The organism is Limnohabitans sp. JirII-29 (assembly GCF_003063395.1).
GTDB lineage: Bacteria > Pseudomonadota > Gammaproteobacteria > Burkholderiales > Burkholderiaceae_C > Limnohabitans.
Genome location: NZ_NESB01000001.1, coordinates 266,122 through 289,848 on the forward strand (window position 1 = coordinate 266,122; position 23,727 = coordinate 289,848).

A 23,727-nucleotide genomic window follows, 5' to 3' on the forward strand; every position below is an offset into this window, starting at 1 on the left:
GTGATTCTGTAATTTTGTGTTCATCATGAGGGTCAGTGTCAATTAGGATTGACAGCAAAAATATTAAGACTATATTGACACTTGTATTTGTCAGTTTCAGTTGACAAGTCTTCCGTATCGGAGGTTCCATGAGTTTATTGACACGCACCGAGCAAGCCTTGCGCATCCATTTCGAGCAAGCGGTGGGGGACGGGGCGCCGCCGCGTTTGGTCGCTGCGATGCGGCATGCGGTTTTTTCGGGAGGAGCCCGCATTCGGCCCCAGTTGTGCATGGCGGTCGCCGCAGCATGCGGTGACGATGCGCCCGAGTTGACCAATGCCGCTGCGGTGGCCCTAGAGCTGATGCATTGCGCTTCGCTGGTACACGACGATATGCCTGCTTTTGACAATGCCGATACGCGGCGCGGTCGCCCCTCTGTGCACAAAGCATTCAGCGAACCACTGGCTTTGTTGGCTGGGGACGGACTGATCGTCATGGCCTATCGGGTCATGCTGCAAGCCGGAGCTCCGCACACCGAGCGACTTTTGACCTTGATGGACAACTTGACGCACGGCGTGGGCTTGCCCCATGGCATCGTGGCTGGTCAGGCCTGGGAGTGCGAAACCAGTGCCGACCTGGGGCGATATCAAAGGGCCAAGACCGGAGCGTTGTTCGTTTCAGCGACCCGCGCGGGCGCACTCAGCAGTGGCCATCCCCCCGAACCTTGGACACCCCTGGGGGCGTATTTGGGTGAGGCGTATCAAGTGGCAGACGATATCCGGGACGTGATCGCCGATGCTGCCAGCTTGGGCAAGCCAGTTGGTCAGGACGTGTTGCATGCGCGGCCCAGCTCAGCACAAGCGCTAGGCCTGGAAGGGGCCATCGCACATTTTGACCGCCTGATTGACCAAGCGGCTTCATCTATCCCTCCTTGCTCTTACCGTGACATGTTGTGTCAGTTGGTGCAGCACGAAGCTGAACGCTTGGTGCCCAAGGCGCTGTGCGATGGTTATTTCAAAGCTCATGCGAGCTTGGCCTCTGGCCGAGTCAGCACGCCGCACTGAGCGCGGGCTGAATACCTCCTCACGCGAAAGAATCCACATGTCTCAGCCACTCGATCTGACCACTGTCGCCGGCCATCGTGCGAGGACCACATTCAAAGACCTCTGGCAAGCCCAGCTTGAGCGCTGGTATGCGCATCCGGGCTTGTACCGGTGGTCTTTGAGCAACCCTTTGACCCGCTGGCTCACGCGCCGGCGCACACACAAGCTGTTTGACCTCATGTCCGGTTTTGTGCACAGCCAAGTTCTGCTGGCGTGTGTGCGTCTGGACTTGTTTCGGGCCTTGCACCATGCTCCCGCCGATCTGGCAGAGCTAGCGCGTCGCACAAAGCTCGCTCCCAGTGTTTTGCAGCGCTTGCTCCTGTCTGCCGTGGCCTTGGGCCTGTTAGAGCAACGCAGTCATGGGCGTTATGGCCTCGGTCCCTTGGGCGTGCCACTCGCACAACATGAGGGCATTGCTCAAATGATTGAGCACAACCATTTGCTCTACCAAGACATGCAGGACCCATTGCACTTCTTGGGCGACGCTTGGCGCGGTGGCATGGCCGATTACTGGCCCTATGCGCATGTCAAATCCGCACCCACACCTGACGCGAACGGTGTAGACAAGTTCACCCGGTACTCCGAGCTGATGGCGGCCTCTCAAGGCTTTGTGGTGCAAGAGATTTTGTCGTCGTATTTTTTTTGCGAACACCGCTGCGTACTCGACGTGGGGGCAGGCCGGGGTCGGTTTGTGAGCGAGTTGGCCGTGCATGCGCCACACCTGAACTTCATGATGTTTGACTTGCCCCCCGTGCTGTCGTTGGCGCGCGAAAACCTTCAAGCCAAGGGCTTGAGTGATCGGGTCAGCCTGCACCCGGGAAGTTTTCTGGATGACCCTTTGCCTCAAGGGGCTGACCTCATCAGCTTGGTCCGTGTGGCCCACGACCACCCCGATGCCGTGGTGCGTCAGATTTTGCAAAAAGCCTACGACGCCTTGCCTGTCGGGGGCACTATTTTGGTGGCCGAGCCGATGGCCCTGTCCGAGCCTGGAGGGGGCTCAAACGACGCCTCGGTCGATGCTTATTTCCATTTTTATCTGCTGGCCATGGGGGATGGACGCCTGCGCACCCCGCAAGAGTTGATGGACATGATCAAAGCGGCTGGCTTCACCCATGTCGAGCGGGTGCCCAACGCCATGCCCATACACGCCCAGATACTTTTGGGGCGTAAATCTAAGTGTTTACCCGTTGGTATTGAAAAAAGTGTCAATTAACTTTGACATATGACAATGTAAGGTAAAGAATACAGCTATGAAATCTCAAGCCGTCGTTTTCAACAGCCCCAAGCAATTGAGCTTGCAGGCCTTGGACTTGCCTGATTTGCAGGCTGGGCAACTGGAGGTCGCCGTCGAATACAGCGGCATCAGCACCGGGACCGAGCGCATGCTTTGGGACGGCAGCATGCCGCCATTTCCAGGCATGGGATACCCCTTGGTGCCGGGCTACGAAACGGTGGGTCGTGTGGTTTGTTCGGCCACAGACACCGGCGTGCAAGAAGGGCAGCGCGTCTTCGTGCCAGGTGCCAATTGTTTTTCTGGTGTCAAAAGTTTGTTTGGGGGTGCGGCTTCACGCTTGGTGGTCACGGCTCAAAAAGTCATGCCAGTGGCCGACCATTTGGGTGCCCAGGCTGTGCTGCTGGCGCTGGCTGCCACGGCCTACCACGCGGTGTCTGGTGGTGGGCAGCAAGAACCCTTTGCTGCGCCAGAGCTGATCATTGGCCATGGCGTCATGGGCCGTTTGCTGGCGCGTCTGACCGTGGCTGCCGGGCTGCCAGCACCTACCGTGTGGGAAACCCAGGCCGCGCGTTTTGCGGGTGCCCAGGGCTACACCGTGATTCAACCGCAAGACGACCCGCGTCGCGACTATGCCGCGATTTACGACGTGAGCGGTGACGGCAGCCTGCTTGACAGTCTGATCCAGCGCTTGCGCCCCGGCGGCGAACTGGTGCTGGCTGGTTTCTACAAACAAGACCTGAAATTTGCCTACGCCCCAGCCTTCATGCGTGAAGCACGCATGCGCATCGCTGCCGAGTGGAAGCGCCCCGATTTACTGGCCGTCAGCGAGCTGGTGCACACCGGTCGTTTGTCCCTTGACGGTTTGATCACCCACACCCAGCCATCGACACAAGCTGGTTCTGCCTACGAGACCGCCTTCGGAGATGCGAGCTGTCTCAAGATGATCCTGGATTGGAGTGCTTCCGCATGAACACCGACACCACCACACAACCCATCAAGTTCGTAGAAGTTCTGCGCCGTGAGGCCGATGTCGAGCCCGACACCGTGAGCACGAGCGAAGTGACCAAAGAGACGCAAATCATTGCGATCTACGGCAAGGGCGGTATTGGCAAAAGCTTCACGCTGGCCAACCTGTCTTACATGATGGCCCAGCAAGGCAAAAAAGTGCTGCTCATCGGTTGCGACCCCAAGAGCGATACCACCAGCTTGCTGTTTGGCGGCAAGGCCTGTCCCACCATCATCGAGACCTCTTCGCGCCTCAAGCTATCGGGCCAGGCGGTGAGCATTGGCGACGTGTGCTTCAAACGCGATGGGGTGTTTGCCATGGAACTCGGCGGCCCTGAAGTCGGTCGTGGCTGCGGCGGTCGTGGCATCATCCACGGCTTTGAAACGCTCGAAAAACTCGGCTTTCACGACTGGGGCTTTGACTACGTCTTGCTCGATTTTCTGGGCGATGTGGTGTGCGGTGGTTTTGGTTTGCCGATTGCCCGCGACATGTGCCAAAAAGTCATTGTGGTAGCCAGCAACGACTTGCAGTCCCTCTATGTGGCCAACAACGTGTGCTCGGCGGTGGAGTATTTCCGCAAGCTCGGTGGCAACGTCGGCGTCGCCGGCATGGTCATCAACAAAGACGATGGCACAGGCGAAGCCCAGGCCTTTGCCAGCAACGCTGGCATTCCGGTGTTGGCCTCCATCCCGGCCAACGAAGACATCCGCCGCAAGAGCGCCAGCTACGAAATCATTGGCCGCCCTGACGGCGAATGGGGACCGCTGTTTGCCGAGTTGGCCAAGAACGTGGCCGAGGCGCCACCCCAGCGTCCCAAGCCACAAACGCAAGATCAACTGCTGGGCTTGTTCAGCGCCGATGTGGTTGGGCGCAATGTGGTGCTCGAACCAGCCACCGTGTTTGACATGGTGGGCAAAGACGAAAACATCAAACCCTCGCTGGAAGTCGTCTACGACGCTGCCTAAACGCAGCCACGCCAAGACAACACACAGGAACAGGCCATGACACGCACCATCCCGATTCACCCAAGCCCGCAAGCTGCCAACCCAGCAGGCCTGCAAGGCGACGGCGTGGGTTGCCATGCAGGCACCGAGGCCATGGTGGCCGCCGCCAAAGAGGCCGGCAAATCCGACGTGCTCGATCAATACGCACGCGATTACCCGCGCCAGCCAGACGCGGGTCCGCACGATCAGCCACAGAGCATGTGCCCTGCCTTTGGCTCGCTTCGCGTGGGCTTGCGCATGAAGCGCACGGCGACTATCTTGTCGGGCTCGGCATGCTGCGTGTATGGTCTGACGTTCACCTCGCATTTCTACGGTGCGCGCCGCAGCGTGGGCTACGTGCCCTTCAACTCTGAGTCACTGGTCACGGGCAAACTGTTTGAAGATATTCGTGAGGCCGTGCATGCGCAAGCTGATCCGGCCCAGGTTGACACGGTGATCATCATCAACCTGTGCGTCCCCACCGCCAGTGGTGTGCCTTTGCAACTGTTGCCCAAAGAGATCAACGGCGTGCGCATCATCGGCATCGATGTACCGGGCTTTGGCGTGCCCACCCATGCAGAAGCCAAAGATGTGCTGGCGGGTGCGATGTTGAAATACGCCCGCGAAGAAATCATCAGTGGCCCAGTGGCTGCCCCTCGCGCCGGACGTGGCAGCAAACCCACGGTGGCCTTGCTGGGCGAAATGTTCCCGGCCGACCCCGTCATCATTGGGCAGATGCTCGAGCCCATGGGCTTGGCCGCAGGCCCCGTGGTCCCCACACGCGAATGGCGTGAGCTGTATGCCGCGCTCGATTGCAGCGTGGCTGCCGCCATCCACCCTTTTTACACCGCCAGCGTGCGCGAGTTCAAAGCTGCGGGACGTCCTGTGGTGGGCTCCGCGCCTGTGGGCCTAGAAGGCACACAAGACTGGTTGCAAAACATCGGTCAGGCCGCTGGTTTGGCGCAGTCTCAGATCGATTTATCGCGCAACCAAGCCTTGGCGCAAATGCGCGGACTGCTGATGCAAAAGCCAATTTCAGGCCGCATCACGCTCAGTGGCTACGAGGGTTCTGAATTGCTGGTGGGCCGCTTGCTCATCGAGTGCGGTGCCGACTTGCGTTACGTGGGTTCGGCGTGTCCAGCGACCGATTGGAACGCGCATGACATCGCTTGGTTGCAGGCCAAGGGCGTGCAAGTGCAAATGCGCGCCTCGCTGGAGCAAGACCTTCACGCCATGTACGAGTACCGGCCCCAGTTGGCCATTGGCACGACACCGGTGGTGCAAATCGCCAAGCAAAACAGCGTTCCCTCGCTGTACTTCACCAACCTGATTTCTGCACGTCCTCTGATGGGCGTGGCGGGTGCGGGTTCCTTGGTGCAAGTGGTGCAGGCGGCCATGGGCAACCAAAGCCGCTTCGACGCGATGAAGAGTTTCTTTGGCGACGTGGGCGCAGGCCATGCGGCGGGCATCTGGGAGTCCGTGCCCAAAGATCGCCCAGAGTTCAAGACCGAAACCCGCCGCCAGCTGGACAAGCTGCTGAAAAAACGCAAAGCCGAGGAGATGGGGTCATGAGCCAGCCAAATCTGCCCAAGTCACCTTTGATCCTCGACCACGACCGTGCAGGTGGTTACTGGGGTGCGGTGTATGTGTTCACCGCCATCAAGGGTTTGCAAGTGGTCATCGACGGCCCCGTGGGTTGCGAAAACCTGCCGGTCACCTCTGTGTTGCATTACACCGATGCACTGCCGCCGCATGAACTGCCCATCGTGGTGACCGGCCTGGCCGAAGAGCAACTGGGCCGCGAGGGCACCGAAGGTGCCATGAAACGTGCCCACGCCACACTCGACCCCGAACTCCCCGCCGTGGTGGTGACCGGCTCCATCGCCGAAATGATTGGGGGTGGCGTGACACCTGAGGGCACCAACATCGCCCGCTTTTTGCCACGCACCATTGACGAAGACCAATGGCAATGCGCCAACCGCGCCATGTATTGGCTGTGGAGCGAGTACGGCCTGCGCAAAGTGCCTGCTCGCAAACCATTTGCCGAGCGACCTGCGGGTGAAAAGCCCCGCGTCAACATCATTGGCCCCTCATACGGCACCTTCAACAGTGCCAGTGACTTGGCCGAAATTCGCCGCCTCGTTCAGGGCATTGGTGCCGAGGTCAACATGGTGTTCCCCTTGGGCAGCCACTTGGCCGATGTGTCGCGCCTCGTTGAAGCCGATGTGAACATTTGCATGTACCGCGAATTTGGTCGCATGTTGTGCGAGGCGCTGGAGCGTCCCTACCTGCAAGCTCCCATTGGCATGCACAGCACCACGCAGTTTTTGCGCAAGCTCGGACAGTTGCTCAACCTTGATCCAGAGCCCTTCATCGAGCGTGAAAAGCACACCACCTTGAAGCCCCTGTGGGACTTGTGGCGTTCGGTCACGCAAGACTTCTTTGCCACCGCCAGCTTTGCGGTGGTGGCTGGAGAGACCTATGCACGCGGTCTGAAAAATTTCCTTGAATTTGAGATGGGCCTGCCTTGCCGTTTCAGCGTCTCGCGCACCGCAGGCACCAAGACCGACAACGCCAACGTGCGCGAAATGGTCAAAACCCAAACGCCTCTGATCATGTTTGGCAGCTACAACGAGCGCATGTACCTGAGCGAGATCTCGGGGGGCAGTCCCATGCGCGCAGCGTTCATTCCGGCGTCGTTTCCGGGCGCCATCATTCGCCGCCACACCGGCACGCCCTTCATGGGGTACAGCGGCGCCACCTACGTGGTGCAAGAAGTCTGTAACGCGCTGTTCGATGCCCTGTTTCACATCCTGCCCTTGGCCACCGAGATGGACAAAGTCGAGGCCACGCAAGCGCGTGGCGTGGCACCCCCCAATGCCAACTGGCAAGACAAGGCCCAGCAGCGTTTGCGCGATGTGGTGCAAAGCCAGCCGGTGCTGGTGCAAATTTCTGCGGCCAAGCGTTTGCGCGATCAGTCAGAGCAACTGTCGCAAGCACAAGGCCTGAGCGAAGTGACCGAAGACCATGTCAACGCGGCCAGCCGCGAACTCGGTTTGGGAGTGGCGGCATGAAGGTCGACACACGTTTTTACACACCAACGGGTGGCGCAAAGCGCGGCCCCTTGTTCAAGATGTCGTGGCCTTTGGCTGCGGATGCCTATCTGCGCGGGCTGTGCGCATCCCGGGCCGCAAGGCCTCGTTAACAGGAGCAAAAAATGTCCACAAAGACATCTATTTCCGGACTCACCGATGAGGAAGCCCAGGAGTTCCACCATTACTGGATGCAAGGTGCCGTAGGCTTTACAGCGGTCGCTGTATTGGCGCACATCTTGGTCTGGGCGTGGCGTCCCTGGTTCTGATTCAGAGCCTGATTTTTAAACCCTAGATTGACGGAGACACTGTCATGCAAAACACAAGCCATCTCAATGAGGACCATCCGCGCGAGGATGAATCTCAAGCGTATTGGACTATTTTTTTCATCAGTTTCGGATTTCTCTTCGCGCTCGTCGTACTGGCCAAACTGGTCGGCGTTCAGTGGCGTGATCTGTTGCCCGGTGCAGAGGATGCCAAGAGCATGAGCCATGGCGTGAAAGCTGCGGTGTACACCTTCATGTCCAACATCACTTAGGAGATTCACCATGTGGAGAATTTGGCGACTTTTCGATCCTTTGCGTGCCATGGTATTGCAAGGCATTTTCTTGTTTGGTTTGGCCGCGATGATTCACCTCATCTTGCTCAGCACGAACAAATTCAATTGGCTAGACGGCGCGAAAAAACCCGTAGCAGCATCGGCGCAAAACTCGCCGCTGCCGACTTCGGTGGCTTCGCTCACCTTGCCCAAGTCCTGATCCAGGACTTGCCGTTCAGATGCCGTCATTGAACCCGTGTCAATGCGGCATCTGTTGATCCACTGAAGCAGGAGGACCCAACCATGGCCATGCTAAGTTTTGAGAAAAAGTACCGTGTCCGCGGAGGTACCCTGCTGGGTGGTGATTTGTTTGACTTTTGGGTCGGACCGTTTTACGTCGGCTTCTTCGGCGTGACAACCTTGTTCTTTTCGTTCCTGGGCACGGCGCTCATTTTGTGGGGAGCCTCACAAGGCCCGACCTGGAACCTTTGGCAGATCAGCATCGCACCGCCTGATTTGTCTTACGGCCTTCGCCTTGCGCCTCTGATGGAGGGCGGGCTTTGGCAATTCATCACCGTTTGTGCGTTGGGGGCCTTCGGCTCTTGGATGATGCGTGAGGTCGAAATCTGTCGCAAGCTGGGTATGGGCTATCACGTCCCTGTGGCTTTCGGTGTCGCGATTTCAGCGTACTTCACGTTGGTGGTGATTCGCCCTGTGCTCATGGGCGCTTGGGGTCACGGTTTTCCGTATGGCATCTACAGCCACCTCGACTGGGTGTCCAACGTGGGCTACCAGTACCTGCACTTTCATTACAACCCGGCGCACATGATTGCCGTGAGTTTCTTCTTCGCCAGTGTGTTTGCCTTGTCGCTGCACGGTGGCCTGATCCTCTCGTCTACCAACCCCACACCGGGCACCGTGGTCAAGACCCCCGAACACGAAGACACGTTCTTCCGCGACATCATCGGTTACTCCATCGGCACCTTGGGCATCCACCGATTGGGTCTGTTTTTGGCCTTGGCTGCTGTGCTGTTCAGCGCCTTGTGCATCGTGCTCAGCGGCCCATTCTGGAGCCGTGGCTGGCCTGAGTGGTGGAGCTGGTGGCTGAACATGCCGATCTGGTCCCAGTGGCCAACCTGAGCTCAACACACAGCACAGACCGAATGCAAAGAATTGAGGAGTACAGCGAATGGCCGACTATCAAAACCTATTTACCACGGTGCAAGCCGTGGGCCCTGTGCACCAAGGGGTGGAACTTGGGCACGGCAACAGCCCACGCACCGGACAACCCCTGATCAACTACTGGATCGGCAAGCTGGGCAACGCCCAACTCGGGCCCATCTACCTCGGTGGACTCGGACTGGCTTCGCTTTTTTGCGGCTTGATCGCCTTCACCTTGATCGGCATGAACATGCTGGCCTCGGTCAACTACGACCCGATCCAGTTTGTGCGTCAGCTGTTTTGGCTTTCCCTCGAGCCACCGCCTCCGAGCTACGGGCTGAGCATTCCACCGCTCAACCAAGGCGGCTGGTTCTTGATCGTGGGCTTGTTCTTCACAGCCTCGGTGATGCTGTGGTGGGCGCGCACCTACCGCCGTGCGGTGGAGCTGGGCATGGGCACGCACATCGCGTGGGCTTTTGCTGCGGCCATCTGGTTGTTCCTGGTGTTGGGCTTGTTCCGTCCGATCCTGATGGGCTCTTGGGGCGAGGCCGTGCCTTACGGCATCTTCCCCCACTTGGACTGGACGGCGGCTTTCTCACTGCGCTACGGCAACTTGTTCTACAACCCCTTCCATGCCCTGTCGATCGTGTTCTTGTATGGCTCCGCCTTGCTGTTTGCCATGCACGGCGCCACCATTTTGGCGGTGACCCGCTTTGGTGGTGAGCGCGAGATTGAACAAATCACCGACCGTGGCACAGCCTCCGAGCGAGCTGCCTTGTTTTGGCGCTGGACCATGGGCTTCAACGCCACGATGGAGTCGATCCACCGCTGGGCGTGGTGGTTTGCGGTGCTGTGTCCCATCACCGGCGGCATCGGCATTTTGCTGACAGGCACCGTGGTGGACAACTGGTACTTGTGGGCCATCAAGCATGGCGTGGCACCACCTTATCCCGAAATTTTTCCAGCGATGGTTGACCCCGCGCTGGCTACTGGAGTGAAGCCATGAGCACACACACCATGACCTCTTGCAGCCCACGCTTGCGCACCCCATGGGCGGCGCGTCTGTTGCAAACCATCGGCCTTGCGCTGGCCGCTTTGTTGTTGAGCGGGTGTGAGCGGCCCAGTCCCGAATCGGTGCAAAGCGGCTACCGCGGTACTGGCATGGTGCAGGTCTACAACGTCCGCTTGCTGGACGCGAAAACCGAGAAGAACCAACCGCCCATGGCCATTCCTTCGCCCGGCTCTGACGGCCCGAAGGCATCACAGGTCTACAAAAATGTGAAGGTGCTGGGCAACTTGAGCGTAGGCGAATTCAACCGCCTGATGGTCTCTATGAGCAGTTGGGTGGCACCTGAAGAAGGTTGTGCCTATTGCCACCAGCTGCCCAACTTTCAAGAGGACAGCAAGTACACCAAAGTGGTGGCGCGCAAGATGATTCAGATGACGCAACACATCAACGCCGACTGGAAACCCCACGTCGCAGAGACGGGTGTGACGTGCTACACCTGCCACCGCGGCCAGCCTGTGCCCAGTGCCATCTGGTTCAAGTCCGATCCTCAGCCCAAAGGCGCCAACTTCATCGGCGACAAGGCGGGGCAAAACACGCCTTCGGCCGTGGTGAATTTGTCCTCGTTGCCCAACGATCCGTTCACACCATTTTTGTTGGGTGAGGAAAAAATCCGCGTCAATGGGCCGACCGCGCTGCCGTCTGGTAACCGCCAGTCGATCAAGCAAGCCGAGTGGACCTATGGGTTGATGACCCACATGTCAACGTCTTTGGGCGTGAATTGCACCTATTGCCACAACACCCAGTCGTTCCAAAGCTGGGAGAAAAGTCCGCCTCAGCGCACGACGGCTTGGCATGGCATACGCATGGCGCGTGATCTCAATACGAGCTACATGGAATCTTTGACCGACGTGTTCCCAGACCATCGCAAAGGCCCCACGGGTGATGTGCCCAAGCTCAACTGCGCCACGTGCCACCAAGGGGCCTACAAGCCGCTCAACGGGGCACCGATGGCCAAGGACTTTCCTGAGTTACTCAAACCGGCTTTGGTAACCACCAAAGTTGCAACCAAATAGCCGTCCTCAGCCAACTTGCCGGACGCCCCGTCATGGACACCCTTGCACCTCTTCACGACCCCTTGTCAGGCGTGGTGGTCGTGTTGCTTGCTGATTTTTTGCGACAGCATCAGGGGTGGGGTTGGTTACGCTTGGTGGCAGGCGCATCTCCCTACAAAGAAGTGCCGGGCTTGACGACTGTCAAGGTCATGGGCAGTGGCCACGGTGGCGGCTTTAGCTTGCGGCCCAGTGCCACCCACCAGGGACTCATCTGCACGTTCACGCACTTTGACTTGGCCATGAAATTTCTCGGCAGTGCTTGGGTGCAGGCCTACCGTGACCGTGCCCGTGAACTTTGGAGCGGTGTGCTGAGCGTGCAATCGGCCAGAGGCCAATGGGACAAACAAGCCTGGCTCGCCACTGCGCCCGACGCACTGGATGGACAAGTCGACCCACAGGGTCCGTTGGCGGTGCTGACACGGGCCAGCATTGTGCCCACCAAAGCCATGGCTTTTTGGCGTTATGCGCCCGCCGCACAAGCCGGACTCAGCCAGTCCAAAGGCTGCTTGTTATCCATGGGGTTGGGCGAGGCACCGTTGGTGCGTCAATGCACTTTCAGCCTGTGGCAAGACACGGCGTCCATGTTGCAGTACGCCCATCAGGGCGCGCATCAAGTGGCCAGCGCCGCAGCCTACAAGCACCAGTTTTTTTCGGAATCGATGTTTGTGCGCATGCAGGTTCTTCACATGTCCGGCGTTTGGCAAGGCCGGGCTTTGGAGATGCCAAGCGCACCCGCACGCGCCGATGCATTGCCCTTGCCAACGGAGCCCGCTTTGGGTTTGCATGACTTGGAGCCCAGCCATGTCTGAGCACAAGGTGGTCATTGTTGGGGCGGGTATGGGCGGCTTGAGCAGCGCCTTGTTGCTGGCGCATCAGGGCCTGGATGTCACGGTGGTCGAAGCCGCGGGCGAGCCCGGTGGCAAAGTGCACAGCCGCGAGGTCGACGGTGTGGCCATCGACAGCGGGCCCACGGTGTTCACCATGCGTTGGGTGTTTGACGCCTTGCTGCACAGCGTGGGCACCAGTGTCGAAGCAGAGATGCAGATCACGCCTTTGCAGGTGTTGGCACGCCACTTCTGGCCCGATGGCAGCCAGTTGGATTTGTCTGCCGATGCGCGCCTCAGCGAAGCAGCCATTGCCGCTTGGTCGGGTGGTGACGAGGCGCGGCGTTTTCAAAAATTTTGCCAAACCACGCGCGCGCTGTATGCCGCGCTGGAAGGGCCGATGATCCGTGCTCAGCGCCCCAGCATGGGCGGCTTCATGGGGGACTTAGGTTTCAAAGGCTTGGGCGTGCTGGCCCAACTTGGCCCCATGCGCAGCCTGTGGCAGCAGCTGGGCCACCAATTCACCGACCCACGCTTGAGCCAATTGTTTGCCCGCTACGCCACCTACTGCGGCTCATCGCCTTGGCAGTCGCCTGCCACCCTCATGCTGATCGCTCAGGTTGAGATGGATGGTGTCTGGTCGGTACAAGGCGGCATGGTCGGCATGGCTGAGGCGCTGGTCCGCGTGGCCCGCCGCCGTGGCGCGGTGTTTCGTTATCACAGCACGTGTCAGCGCATCGAAAAGCGTCAGGGCAGGGTGTGTGGCGTGCGCTTGCAGTCGGGCGAGTTTTTGCCCGCAGACCGTGTGATTTTCAATGGCGATGCCGCTGCTTTGCGACAAGGTTTGTTGGGTGACGAAGCGCGCCAAGCTGTACCTAAAGCATCGCCGCCGAGGTCTTTGTCGGCCTTGACGTGGTCCATGCACACCGCGACAGAAGGGGTGGCACTTGACCGCCACAACGTGTTTTTTCAAAACACTTACGCCAGTGAGTTCGAGGACATCTTCGAGCGCCAGCGCCTGCCGCAACAACCCACCGTCTATGTCTGCGCACAAGATCGGCCTGCGCCACTCGCACTCGGCCAAGCCGAGCGCATTTTTTGTTTGGTCAACGCCCCTGCCAGCGGTGATGGCAATGCGATCACTGAGGAGGCTTTAGAACAATGCCAAACACACACCTTTCAACACCTGCGTCAGCTGGGCTTGCAATTGCAACCCACGGCGACTCACAGCCTGCGCACCACGCCGCAGGATTTCCATCGGCGTTTTCCAGCCAGTGGGGGAGCCCTGTACGGGCAGGCGACGCACGGCTGGACCAGCATCTTCAGCCGACCTGGCTCCAACACGCCCCTGCCGGGCCTCTTTCTGGCTGGGGGCAGCGTGCATCCGGGGCCGGGCGTGCCGATGGCGGCCTTGTCCGGGCAGCGGGCGGCCGAGGCCCTGATGGCGAGCCTCGCTTCGACCAGCATGTTCCAGATGGGGGCTACCTTTGGTGGTACGTCGACGCCATGAGTGACGACGGCCAACACGGCATCACCCTCATCGCGTTTGTGGGCAGCGTGTTCTCGCCTTATTACGCCTGGGCTCGCCAACGTGGCCGTGCAGACCCAGACAACCATTGCGCATTGAACGTGGCCCTCTACAGCAAAGGCCATGGACGTTGGGCGATGACCGAGCGAGGTCACAGACAGTCGGCGCGCAGTGCCCAAGCGTTCGTCATTGGTCCGAGTCAGTTGCAGTGGGACGGCGACTGTTTGACCATCGACATCAACGAGGTGTGCGTCCCGCTGCCTCGGCGCATCCGAGGCCGTATCAAGCTGTGGCCTCAACACCTGTGCGCCTTCTCGACGCGTCTCGATGTGTTTGGCCGACACCGCTGGGGACCTTTGGCGCCAGCGTCGCGGATTGAGGTCGAGTTGAGCTCGCCCGATCTGAAGTGGCAGGGCCATGCTTACTTGGATTCGAACGAGGGCGACGAACCCATCGACCAAGGCTTTCACACCTGGGACTGGTCGCGTGCCCGCATGCGTGATGGCAGCACCTTGGTGTTCTACGACATGCAAGCCCCAAACACACAAGATCGCGTGCTCTCGCTGCGCTTCACGCCCAAAGGCAAGGTGGAAACCATCGACACGCCGCCGGTTCAACGCTTGCCCAAAACGGGTTGGCGCATTGATCGGCGTATGCGCAGTGAGCAAGCTGTTCAGGTGCAAGAGCAACTCGAAGACACGCCCTTTTACCAGCGCGCCTTGCTGCAATTTGATCACGCAGGTGAGCCCTTGCTCGCCTTCCACGAAACCTTGTCGGTGCCGCGTTTGGTGTCACCGGTGGTTCAAGCCATGCTGCCTTGGCGCATGCCGAGGCGGGCTTGAGATGAACACGCTTGAACTCGCTTTCAAGGCAACCCCATTCCTGGCCATGGTGGCCTTGAATAGCCCTCGTGCGGGCCGTGCACGTCTTCTGCAAGGAGAAAACTATGTCTAACTCAGACAAAGTCTGGCCAACGGGACTGACCGAGGCCGAATCGGAAGAGATTCACCGCAATCTCATCCAGGGCACGCAGATATTCGGCATGATTGCCGCATTTGCCCATCTGCTGGCCTACATCTATTCACCCTGGCTCAAGTAAAGGAGAACCTCATGATCTATTCGAAAATGTGGTGCGTGGTGAAACCATCGGTTGGGATCCCTGTGTTCATTGCTGCTGTGGCGATCTCGTCCTTCAGCGTGCACTTGGCGCTGACCATGAACACCAGCTGGGTGAAAAACTACCTCAACGGTGGTGCCAAAGTGGTCGCTGTTGCGCCTGCGGCGGCCGATGCCACGGTGAAGAAGTAGCGGGTGCTACCCGTCGAACGGCCAAGCGCGCAAGCGCTTGGTCTTTTCAATCTATGACCAAAACCAAAACACATGCTTCATGGGCGAATTCGCTGGCCTCGATGGGCCCGAGATTCATGCCCTTTGCAGACGCTGCCAGCGATGACTTGCCGCTGTCTCGTCTGTTGCGCTTGTCGCTGTTTCAAATCTCTGTCGGCATGGCCATGGTCATGCTGGTGGGCACCCTCAACCGCGTGATGATCGTCGAGCTCAAAGTGCCCGTCACGCTGGTGTCGTTGATGGTGGCCCTGCCTTTGCTCGTGGCGCCGTTTCGGGCGCTCATTGGATTTCGCTCAGACAACCACCGCTCACAACTGGGCTGGCGGCGTGTGCCCTACATCTGGATGGGCAGTTTGCTGCAGTTCGGTGGTTTCTCCATCATGCCCTTTGCGCTGCTGGTGTTGGCCGGTGCAGGCCAGTCGAGTCAGGCCCCCAGCTGGGTGGGTTTGGTCGGGGCTGGGGGTGCTTTTGTGTTGGTGGGCATAGGCATGCACACGGTACAAACCGCAGGTCTGGCGCTGGCCACTGACTTGGCCCCGCCCGAGAGCCAACCCAAGGTGGTGGGCCTCATGTATGTGATGCAACTGGTCGGCATGATCGGCAGCGCCTTGATGCTGGGCCATTTGCTGCGCGATTACAGCCCCGGTCAGCTGATTCGCGTGGTGCAAGCCGTGGCTGTGATGACGCTGGTGCTCAACGTGGTGGCCCTGTGGAAACAAGAGCCGCGCAGCCGCACACGCAAACCCGGCACGCCGATTGAGCACACCTTCGCCCAAGCCTGGCAACTGTTTTGTCAAGGCCCGAATACGCTGCGGCGCTTGCTGGCCGTGGGCTTGGGCACCATGGCCTTCACCATGGAAGATGTGTTGCTCGAGCCCTATGGCGGCGAGATTTTGAACCTCAGTGTCTCCACCACCACCATGCTCACCGCCACGCTGGCGCTGGGTGGTTTGATTGGGTTTGCTTGGGCCTCGCGGGTGCTCAGTCGTGGTGCAGATGCTTACCGCATGGCCAGTTGGGGTGCTTGGGTGGGCGTGCCAGCGTTTGTGGCGGTGATCGCCTCAGCCCCTTTTGATTCGCCCGTTTTGTTTGCCATGGGCATTTTCTTGATTGGCTTGGGTGGCGGTTTGTTTGCCCACGGCACACTCACGGCCACCATGCAAATGGCGCCACCCGAGCATGTCGGTTTGGCCATGGGCGCTTGGGGCGCGGTGCAGGCCACAGCCGCGGGTGTCGGCATGGCTGTGGGCGGTTTGGTGCGCGACGGCGTGGCGCTGGGCAGCAGTTCGGTGGTGGGTTACTCGGCCGTGTATGGTCTTGAAATTGGGTTGCTGGCGCTGACGTTGTGGGCCATGTCCCCATTGATACGACCTTGGCGTGCACTTGATTCAGCACAAACGCCATCCGTATAGTTGATCTATCCCCTCATTTTTTGCGACTCTTTTTATCCTCCCTCAACACAAGGAAAACACCATGGAAATCAAACACATCCTCATCATCATGTTTGTCGTTTTTTGCGCGTTTATGGTGGCCAATTGGTTGAATCGCCCCAAACGCCCATTCCATAAAACGTCGGATCACCCAAGCGAGTGATGGCGTCAGCTGCTTCTTGATAGATCGTTTTTTAAAACAAGGTTGAAACCATGAACAAATTGACAATTTCTCAAATCCGCCAAAAGTCGGGCACCTACTACGCCGTTGGCATTGCGCTGTTTTCTTCATTTTTCGTCGTGATTGCGGTGATCGCCAAGTTGATCTCAAGCAACAGCTGACCCGCGCAGAAGCTTTGCTGTGCGCACCAGCGACGGGTGACGCTCAGGGGGCCGTCATCTCAATCGGCTGACCCGTCGCCACCCAATTCAGCAGCTGCGCCATCACTTCTGTGCCAGAAGTGGCGTAGGGGTCAAAGTCAGCATGCTGCCCGTTGAGCATCGGGTCGTCCACGGGCAGCCGTATCAGTGCCATGGACCACTGGTCAAACAAACGTTCCTTGATTTCTTCGTAATGCAGCAGGTCCACTGCGTGGTGCCGTTTGTCGATACAAATGCGTCGGTATAACGCATTCACACGGCTGCGTTCGCCCTCTAGCACTTGAAAAAAGAAGCCCTGACCTTGACACAGCACGCCCGTGATGCCCAGCACCGCATTGTGTGTTTGCGCCTGTAGCAAGATGCTGGTGGTGACGGTGGTGGTTTGCGGACCCACCGCCTGGCTGACATACAGCAAACGCACCCGAATGCTGTGGCGGTCGTCTCTCATCGTTGTGGCCTCAGGCGTTAGGTCGTTTGTTGCGGGTTGTTGAGGCCCAGGCGCTCGGCTTCCCGGCGCTCAAGCAACTCGAACATCCAAGCCACGCGCTGGGGCATGGCGCGGTTTGGGAAAAAAACTTTGTGGCCTGTGAACGGCGTGGCGTTGCGGCAGCCTTGCACCATGGCGACGATGGCGCCCAACGGCTCAGGCGTGTGCTCGCTCACGCGGATCCAGTGCACTTGGGTCCAAGCGCTGGCCAGCAGCATGAGCTTGCGCGTGGTGCTGACCACGGTGCGTTTGTTGACCGAATCCAAGCCTTCGCGGCGCAGCTGATGGCCGATCTCGGCGTAGATCATGCTCGCTGCACAAATGGCCGCGCGGCAGTCGGGCGGCAAAGCGGCGATGCCCGAGTGCGCTTGCTTGTACAGGCGGTCTGCCTCATCGAGCAAGCGCGTCACCACTTGTGCAATGCCAAGCGTGAAGCTTGGCTTGGCCAACCATTCGTCGGGGTTGATGCCCGCTTCGACCAACCATTGACGCGGCAGGTACAAGCGGCCAATGCTGGCGTCGTGCCCCACGTCGCGGGCAATGTTGGTCAGCTGCATGGCCACGCCCAGCTCGCAGGCGCGTGCCAAGGTGTCCATGTTGTGTGTGCCCATGATCCAAGCCATCATCGCGCCCACACTGCCCGCCACGCGGGCACCGTAGGCATGCAGGTCTTCCATGCTCTCGTAAGTGCGCCCAGCTGCATCCCAGGCAAAGCCCTCGATCAGCGCGTCCAACAAATGGCGAGGCAGTTTGTACTGCTGCACCAACAAGCTCAAGGCGTGGTCTTCGACGTGGTCGTGTGGGGTGCCGACATAGATGGCGTCCAGCCGCGCTTGCAACACCACCAACGGCGTATCGCCGGGCGCAGCTTCGTCCACCAGGTCATCGGCCACGCGGCAAAAGGCATACAGCGCGATGGCGGCGGTGCGCACACGGGGTGGCAACAAGCGGCTGGCCGCAAAGAACGTTTTGGAGCCGCCTTGCATCATCGCCACGCAGGCTTGCAGGTCCTGCGAGCCAAAGTCGAGTTCTTTGAACACCGCAGGTTCAGCGGCCGTTGCCACGGCATACAGGTGCGGTGCTGCGCTTGGCGTGTGTGCGAGTGGTTGCGTGCGTTCAGGCCTGGACATGGGGCACCACCGTTTCCAAAGCTTTGGCTGACATCAGTACACCCGGTACACCTGCACCTGGGTGCGTGCTGGCCCCCACCACAAACAGACCCGGCACATCTTCACTGCGATTGTGCGGACGAAACCAGGCGCTTTGCAGCAGCAAAGGCTCCAAGCCAAAGCCCGCGCCTTTGTAAGACCACAAGTTGTCGTGAAAGTCCTGCGGTGTGGTGACCTTGCTGGTCACGATGCAGTTGCGCAGGCCCGGCAACACGCTGGCTTGCAGGCTCTCGGCAATGGCCGCGCGGTAGGTTTCAGCAAAGGCGGGCCAGTCGGTGCCACTGTCGAGGTGCGGCACGGGCGAGAGCACATAAAAGGTGTCGCAGCCCTCGGGCGCCAGCGAGGGGTCGGTGGCAGTGGGGCGGTGCAAATAGAGGCTGAAGTCTTTGGCCAGTTTGTGCTTTTTGAAGATGTCTTGCAGCAGACCCTCGTATCGCGGGCCCAGCACCATCATGTGATGCGGCACATCGGCGTATTGGCGCGAGGTGCCGAAGTACCAGACAAACAGGCCCATGGAGTAATGGCCCTTGTCGATCTTGCGGTCGCTCCACACGCGGCGGTGTTGGGGGGCCACCAAGTGCTTGTAGGTCCAGGCCGTGTCGGCATTGCTGACCACGATGTCGGCGGCGATGAACTCGCCCGTGTCCAACGCCACGCCACAGGCACGACCGCCCTCGATGCGGATTTGCGTGACGGGTGCGTTGCAGCGCAGCTGTACACCACGATCTTCCAGCAGGCCCACCAGGCCGCGCACGATGGCCCCAGTGCCGCCCATGGCCGAGTGCACACCCCAAGTGCGCTCCAGTGAATTGATCAGCGCATAAGCACAGGTCACGGCAAAGGGGTTGCCGCCGATCAGCAGCGGGTGAAAGCTCATCACGATGCGCAGCTTGTCGTTGCGCATGTGTTTGGCCACCAGGCTGTAGAGGCTGCGCCAGGCGCCCATGCGCAAGAAGTCGGGGATGGCCGCCATCAGGTCGCTGATCTTGTCAAAAGCCATGTCACCCATGCCTTCAAAACCCAGCGTCTTGCAGCGCTCGGCTTCTTCTAAAAAGCGTTCGTAACCCGCCAGGTCTGAGGGCTCAAAGCGCGCCACTTCAGCGCGCATGTGTTCGGGGTCGCCGTTGTAATCGAACCAAGTGCCGTCGGCAAAACGCACGCGGTAAAACGGGTCCATGGCCACCAGCTTCACGTCGTCTGCAAAGCGTTTGCCACACAGCGCCCACAGCTCTTCGAGCAAAAACGGTGCGGTGATGATGGTGGGGCCTGCGTCGAAGGTGAAGCCGTCTTGGTGGTGCACATAGGCGCGGCCCCCAGGGGCGTCGAGTTTTTCAAAGACTTTGACTTCGTAGCCTTTGACGCTCAGGCGAATGGCTGCGGCCAGCCCGCCAAAGCCGCTGCCAATGACCACCGCCACAGGGCGCTGGTGTTTGCGGCTCACTTCACCGGCATTGGCGCGGGGTGGGATGCCTGGTGTGTCAAAGCCATCGGCGCGCAGGGCGGGGGTGAGGGTCAAGGTATTCATGGGGGCCTTCAAGGGGGTGAGGTCAAAGCCGGTTTGGTGGTCTGGCCCATGGCCCAACCCCACAGCCGCTCCAGTGGCCAAGGAAAAATCATGATGACGTGTTCAACGATCGCCAGCCCCAGCAGCGTGGCCAGCATGACCCAACCGGTGGTGATGGCCACTGCACCTTGTTGGGCCAGCCAGACCAGCCAGAACCAAGTGCCCATGGCCACGCCCATGGACAGCACAAACCAGACGGTCATGTCGCGGGTGCGGAAATAACTGGCCAGGTACTTGAGGTGCGCCGGCAGGTATTGCGCGCCGTTTTGCGGCACACCAAAAAACAAATTCAATTTGGCCGACAGGCGCATGCACCACAGCAGCGCGTAGGTGCAAATGGCCACGTGGTTGTGCTCGCCTTCTTGCATCCACCACAGCACGGCGAAGTTAGCCAGCAAGGCCAGCTCGTGGTAGAGCATGACCTGCACCGATTGCACAAAACGCGGCCAGCCTTGGGCGCCCGCATCCAGCGGAGTTTTGCGTGGGCCGGTGATCCAGCCGGTGAGAAAGGTCAACTCGTGCCACCCCCACATGACGATCACGCTGCCAAAGGCCAAGTAAGCGTTGACCACGCTGACCTCGCGCATGCTGTGCGCCACACCCCAAAAACTCAAAGCCAGCAACACCGTCCAGCCCGCCAGACTGAACCGGAAGCTGCGCGCAGGCAAGCGGTCGAGCCACAGGATCACACCCGTGCCGAGCCACCAGCACAGGGCCGTGAACACGCAGGCCCAAACCACTTCATTCACCATGCGGGTTCCATGCGCACCTGAGGTGACAGGTCTTGTTGAATCACCGGCATGAAGTACAGACGGGCAAAGGTGGCAGCGGCTTGCAGGGCGCACACCCCTTGCTGAAGTTTGCCCAACACGCCGCCTCGTGCCTTGGCTTTTTCCATGGCTTGCGAAATGGTGAACAGGCGTTCCAGGCCGCGTCGGAAAGCCGGGTTGTCGGTGTCGAGCGCCAGCGGGAAGACCTGCTGCGTGATAGCGGTGGTGATACGAAACACCTGGTAGTCGTAGTCGCTCGAATCGAGGCCCATGGCCTCGTGCAGCATGGGGCGGGTGTGGTCGCGCACGTACATGGTGGCGTAGACGGCCAGCAAGAAAAAGCGAATCCACAGCTTGTTACCACCGCGCAGCAAATGCGGGTTGGCCCGCATGATCAGGGCAAAGGATTCGCCGTGGCGAAACTCGTCGTTGCACCACAGATCGAACCAGCGAAAGATCGGGTGGAAGCGTTTTTCGGGGTGCTTTTCGAGCTGGCGGAAGATGGTGATGTAGCGCGCATAACCAATTTTTTCGGACAAGTAGGTCGCGTAGTAAATGTATTTGGGCTTGAAGAAGGTGACTTTCTTGGTCCGCTTGAGGTTGCCCAGGTCGATCCCTAAATTGAAGTCGCGCAGCGACAGGTTGATGAAGCCCGCGTGGCGCGATTCGTCGCGCGCCAAGTAAGTCATCAGTCGTTTGATGTCTGGGTTGTCGACGTTCTTGCGGATCTCGTTGTAGAGCACGCAGCCCGAAAACTCCGAGGTCAGAGAGCTGACCAAAAAGTCCATGAATTCTTGGCGCATCTCGGGCGAGAGCGTGGCCATGCCCGCTGCCACTTCGTCGGCAAACGCCGCATCGCGCTGGAAGTGGTCGTGGTTGTTGTCGCCTTCGTACTCGGCCATCATCTTGTCCCACTCGGCACGCACGGGCTCGACGCTGATGCGGTCCATGGCGGCAAAGTCGGTGGTGTAAAAGCGCGGGCTGATCATGTCGCTGTGCACGGCTTTTTTGTTGGCGTCTTCCGCCGTTTCGATGGGGTGGACAGCAGTGGCGTTCATGGCAGTCTCCGTGGTGTGTGATGGGTGTTGGGCTTAACGGATTGGGGTGTCGTGGCCTGCCAAACGCAGGCCAGCAAACACGGCAGCGTTGCTGGGTCCAAAGGACTCCAGGTCGATGCGTTGTTGGGTGGTGGGGTCAAGCAAGGTCAGGCGACCATCGGTGCGGCCCATCAGCAACAGCGGTGCTTCGGGCCCAATTTTTTCGCGGTGCCGTTCACGTGCGAGCGCGCGCAGAGTGCTGCGTAAAAAACCTTGTTCACCAGAAAAACGGGCCACGCGCTTTTGGGTGTCGGCGTCGAGCACCGCGATGTCGCCATTGGGCAGGTCGCTGAATTGCAGCGCACGCTGCCATTGCACGGCGGCGTCGGGTGTGCGTGGGTCCAGACCCGACCAACGCGCCAAGCCCACCGCCACCAACACGGCCAGCAGCACCACACCAATCCAGGCCATGGGGCGGCTCAGGCCGTGGTTGTGCTGTGACCAGTGGTCGTTGTGCAAGGTGCTCATGCCAGTACCCCGTGGGAGCGATGCGCAGGTGGGGCCGAGTCGGCAGATGGTTGTTCCAAGCGCAGGCTGTCGTTGGCGCGTTCGGCACGCCACAAAGCCAGCAGCTGTTGGCCGACTGCCTCACACCCGGCCAAGCAACGCAAGGTGGGCTGGGGCTGGCTGATGTACCAAGCGCGCTGGTGCGGCCACAAGTGGGCCCAGCCAATGCGGTCCTCGGGGTGAAGCGCCAAGGCCATGTCGCCCACGCCTTTGGCGTAAGACTTGAGCGATGCACCCGCGATGCGCTTGTAGGGCAGGTTGAAGGTCAGCGTCAGCACGATGCCAATGCGCATGACCACCCGCTTGTTGGTTAGGGTGTAGAGCGTGCTGCTGGCCGACAGCCAAGCGGTGCCCAGCAGCAAACCTAAGGCAAAGGCATAAAGACTGGCTGCGACCAGCAAAGGTTTCCATGCCACCTCGGTCAGCGGCTTCCAGCCTGCGCCACTGTCGGGTGCCGTCAGGTTGATGGCTTGCAGGGCCAGCATGAACACAAAATACACAGCGATCTTGCGCACATGAAACGCATGCACCGCCAGGCTGCGCCAATCGGGCGCGCCTTGCCAGACCACGTGTTCGCCGGGGGGCAGTGCACTGGGCAAGCCAGGGGCCGCTTCCCACTCATGTTCGTGGGTGGCTTTCACAGGATGGGCTCCTGACGCTCTGGGGTGGCGTACAAGGTGCCCGCGCCGTAATAGGCGGTGATCTTTTCTTCTTCGAGCAAGGTGATTTGTTCGGGTGATTTTGTCTGTGGCACGTTCACAAACTGGTGGCTCAAGATCGCCTGCACATGCGTGCCGTCTTTCTTGATGCGCGCAAAGGTCATGGGCAACAAGACACGCTTTTCCGAGTTCACCAACTGCACTTCGGCGTAGCGAAACAGCATCTCCATGCGGTCGACCCAGAGTTCGACCACGGTGCCTGCCACGACCTTGTCAGCGCCCCAAACGGGCAAGCCACGGGGGTCCACGTCCTGTTTGGCTACCGAGTGATCAGCGGCCACGCGCAGGGGGACGATTTTGGCGTGACCATGCGGGTCCATGTCCGGGATGTCGGCGCGCATGGCCCAGGCGCCAGGGCCCACGCCGGCCAGCAGTGGGTCACCCAGCGGCTCTAGCGGTGCGCCGTTCCAGCCGTGCATGGTCTGGGCGCTGTACTCGCCGTCGGGGCGGGCCAAATCGGGAGACAAGTAGGTGTGACCGTCTTGCGTTTTAAAGACCTTGGGTGAGGGCACGGGTGGCCAGCCTTCGATCTTGGGGCCGTTCTCGCGGCCCGAATCCATGGGGTAGCCCTCGCGGTGGTTCTCACGCAAGAGGTAGTAAATCAGCCCCGCAAAAAATGCCCAAAACATGTACAAAACGATTTGGGCCACATCGATGTACTGTGTGATTGCGCCTGTTTCCATGGCT

Annotated in this window: 27 protein-coding genes; 19 read left to right on the plus strand and 8 right to left on the minus strand. The window is 59.8% G+C overall.

What is annotated here, in order from left to right; all coding sequences use genetic code 11:
* Positions 1-128: 128 nt before the first annotated feature.
* From B9Z39_RS01320 to B9Z39_RS17215, 19 genes are all read left to right on the plus strand, one after another.
* The gene (locus B9Z39_RS01320; RefSeq protein WP_108300455.1) at positions 129-1,043 is read left to right on the plus strand and encodes a polyprenyl synthetase family protein; all 915 of its coding nucleotides are present in this window, start codon (positions 129-131) and stop codon (positions 1,041-1,043) included.
* A 37-nt stretch (positions 1,044-1,080) separates the two neighbouring features.
* A complete protein-coding gene (locus B9Z39_RS01325; RefSeq protein ID WP_108300456.1) occupies positions 1,081-2,295 on the plus strand; it encodes a methyltransferase in 1,215 nt (404 codons plus the stop codon).
* A 37-nt stretch (positions 2,296-2,332) separates the two neighbouring features.
* The gene (bchC, locus tag B9Z39_RS01330; protein WP_108300457.1) at positions 2,333-3,286 is read left to right on the plus strand and encodes a chlorophyll synthesis pathway protein BchC; all 954 of its coding nucleotides are present in this window, start codon (positions 2,333-2,335) and stop codon (positions 3,284-3,286) included.
* Positions 3,283-4,287, plus strand: a complete 1,005-nt coding sequence (locus B9Z39_RS01335; RefSeq protein ID WP_100146168.1) for a chlorophyllide a reductase iron protein subunit X — start codon at positions 3,283-3,285, stop codon at positions 4,285-4,287. The genes bchC and B9Z39_RS01335 overlap by 4 nt, the downstream gene beginning before the upstream one ends.
* Before the next feature lie 36 nt (positions 4,288-4,323).
* Complete coding sequence (gene bchY, locus B9Z39_RS01340; RefSeq protein ID WP_108300458.1) at positions 4,324-5,877, plus strand: chlorophyllide a reductase subunit Y; 1,554 nt, start codon at positions 4,324-4,326, stop codon at positions 5,875-5,877.
* Positions 5,874-7,379 (plus strand): chlorophyllide a reductase subunit Z, encoded by a 1,506-nt coding sequence (gene bchZ / locus B9Z39_RS01345; RefSeq protein ID WP_108300459.1) that lies wholly within the window; start codon positions 5,874-5,876, stop codon positions 7,377-7,379. The genes bchY and bchZ overlap by 4 nt, the downstream gene beginning before the upstream one ends.
* Positions 7,380-7,522: 143 nt before the next feature.
* Positions 7,523-7,666 (plus strand): light-harvesting antenna LH1, beta subunit, encoded by a 144-nt coding sequence (gene pufB / locus B9Z39_RS01350; RefSeq protein ID WP_081499349.1) that lies wholly within the window; start codon positions 7,523-7,525, stop codon positions 7,664-7,666.
* Between the two features lie 44 nt (positions 7,667-7,710).
* Positions 7,711-7,935, plus strand: a complete 225-nt coding sequence (locus B9Z39_RS01355) for a hypothetical protein (protein ID WP_100146165.1) — start codon at positions 7,711-7,713, stop codon at positions 7,933-7,935.
* Positions 7,936-7,945: 10 nt separating this feature from the next.
* Positions 7,946-8,155, plus strand: a complete 210-nt coding sequence (pufA, locus tag B9Z39_RS01360; RefSeq protein WP_100146164.1) for a light-harvesting antenna LH1, alpha subunit — start codon at positions 7,946-7,948, stop codon at positions 8,153-8,155.
* Positions 8,156-8,238: 83 nt separating this feature from the next.
* The gene (pufL, locus tag B9Z39_RS01365) at positions 8,239-9,075 is read left to right on the plus strand and encodes a photosynthetic reaction center subunit L (protein WP_108300460.1); all 837 of its coding nucleotides are present in this window, start codon (positions 8,239-8,241) and stop codon (positions 9,073-9,075) included.
* 49 nt (positions 9,076-9,124) lie between these two features.
* Complete coding sequence (gene pufM, locus B9Z39_RS01370) at positions 9,125-10,102, plus strand: photosynthetic reaction center subunit M (RefSeq protein ID WP_108300461.1); 978 nt, start codon at positions 9,125-9,127, stop codon at positions 10,100-10,102.
* Complete coding sequence (pufC, locus tag B9Z39_RS01375) at positions 10,099-11,178, plus strand: photosynthetic reaction center cytochrome PufC (protein ID WP_233202560.1); 1,080 nt, start codon at positions 10,099-10,101, stop codon at positions 11,176-11,178. Before pufM ends, pufC begins: the two co-directional genes overlap by 4 nt.
* Before the next feature lie 32 nt (positions 11,179-11,210).
* Positions 11,211-12,026, plus strand: coding sequence for a hypothetical protein (locus tag B9Z39_RS01380; protein WP_233248888.1), 816 nt, complete (start codon positions 11,211-11,213; stop codon positions 12,024-12,026).
* Positions 12,019-13,551: a 1-hydroxycarotenoid 3,4-desaturase CrtD gene (gene crtD, locus B9Z39_RS01385; protein ID WP_108300462.1), complete on the plus strand. Its 1,533-nt coding sequence runs from the start codon at positions 12,019-12,021 to the stop codon at positions 13,549-13,551. The genes B9Z39_RS01380 and crtD overlap by 8 nt, the downstream gene beginning before the upstream one ends.
* Entirely contained in the window at positions 13,548-14,411 is an 864-nt protein-coding gene (locus B9Z39_RS01390; RefSeq protein ID WP_108300463.1) for a carotenoid 1,2-hydratase, read from the plus strand. Before crtD ends, B9Z39_RS01390 begins: the two co-directional genes overlap by 4 nt.
* A 104-nt stretch (positions 14,412-14,515) precedes the next feature.
* Positions 14,516-14,668, plus strand: a complete 153-nt coding sequence (gene pufB / locus B9Z39_RS01395; protein ID WP_019429105.1) for a light-harvesting antenna LH1, beta subunit — start codon at positions 14,516-14,518, stop codon at positions 14,666-14,668.
* 11 nt (positions 14,669-14,679) lie between these two features.
* A complete protein-coding gene (locus tag B9Z39_RS01400; protein WP_100146159.1) occupies positions 14,680-14,877 on the plus strand; it encodes a light-harvesting protein in 198 nt (65 codons plus the stop codon).
* 53 nt (positions 14,878-14,930) lie between these two features.
* Positions 14,931-16,328 (plus strand): PucC family protein, encoded by a 1,398-nt coding sequence (locus B9Z39_RS01405; protein ID WP_100146158.1) that lies wholly within the window; start codon positions 14,931-14,933, stop codon positions 16,326-16,328.
* 231 nt (positions 16,329-16,559) lie between these two features.
* Complete coding sequence (locus B9Z39_RS17215; RefSeq protein ID WP_255408407.1) at positions 16,560-16,688, plus strand: hypothetical protein; 129 nt, start codon at positions 16,560-16,562, stop codon at positions 16,686-16,688.
* A gap of 43 nt (positions 16,689-16,731) precedes the next feature.
* On the opposite strand, the gene B9Z39_RS01410 is transcribed toward B9Z39_RS17215, so the two are convergent.
* Genes B9Z39_RS01410 through puhA form a run of 8 tightly spaced genes read right to left on the minus strand, consistent with a single transcriptional unit; the run spans position 16,732 to position 23,723 of the window.
* On the minus strand, positions 16,732-17,175 hold the full coding sequence (locus B9Z39_RS01410; RefSeq protein WP_108300464.1) for a BLUF domain-containing protein: 444 nt from the start codon (positions 17,173-17,175) through the stop codon (positions 16,732-16,734).
* 17 nt (positions 17,176-17,192) lie between these two features.
* Positions 17,193-18,344: a phytoene/squalene synthase family protein gene (locus B9Z39_RS01415; protein ID WP_108300465.1), complete on the minus strand. Its 1,152-nt coding sequence runs from the start codon at positions 18,342-18,344 to the stop codon at positions 17,193-17,195.
* Positions 18,331-19,908, minus strand: coding sequence for a phytoene desaturase (locus B9Z39_RS01420; RefSeq protein ID WP_100146245.1), 1,578 nt, complete (start codon positions 19,906-19,908; stop codon positions 18,331-18,333). Before B9Z39_RS01420 ends, B9Z39_RS01415 begins: the two co-directional genes overlap by 14 nt.
* 8 nt (positions 19,909-19,916) lie before the next feature.
* Entirely contained in the window at positions 19,917-20,699 is a 783-nt protein-coding gene (gene puhE / locus B9Z39_RS01425) for a putative photosynthetic complex assembly protein PuhE (RefSeq protein ID WP_100146155.1), read from the minus strand.
* Entirely contained in the window at positions 20,693-21,775 is a 1,083-nt protein-coding gene (acsF, locus tag B9Z39_RS01430; RefSeq protein WP_100146154.1) for a magnesium-protoporphyrin IX monomethyl ester (oxidative) cyclase, read from the minus strand. The genes puhE and acsF overlap by 7 nt, the downstream gene beginning before the upstream one ends.
* A gap of 33 nt (positions 21,776-21,808) precedes the next feature.
* Entirely contained in the window at positions 21,809-22,282 is a 474-nt protein-coding gene (gene puhC, locus B9Z39_RS01435) for a photosynthetic complex assembly protein PuhC (RefSeq protein WP_108300466.1), read from the minus strand.
* Complete coding sequence (puhB, locus tag B9Z39_RS01440; protein WP_108300467.1) at positions 22,279-22,962, minus strand: photosynthetic complex putative assembly protein PuhB; 684 nt, start codon at positions 22,960-22,962, stop codon at positions 22,279-22,281. Before puhB ends, puhC begins: the two co-directional genes overlap by 4 nt.
* The gene (gene puhA, locus B9Z39_RS01445; RefSeq protein ID WP_108300468.1) at positions 22,959-23,723 is read right to left on the minus strand and encodes a photosynthetic reaction center subunit H; all 765 of its coding nucleotides are present in this window, start codon (positions 23,721-23,723) and stop codon (positions 22,959-22,961) included. The genes puhB and puhA overlap by 4 nt, the downstream gene beginning before the upstream one ends.
* Between the last annotated feature and the right edge of the window lie 4 nt (positions 23,724-23,727).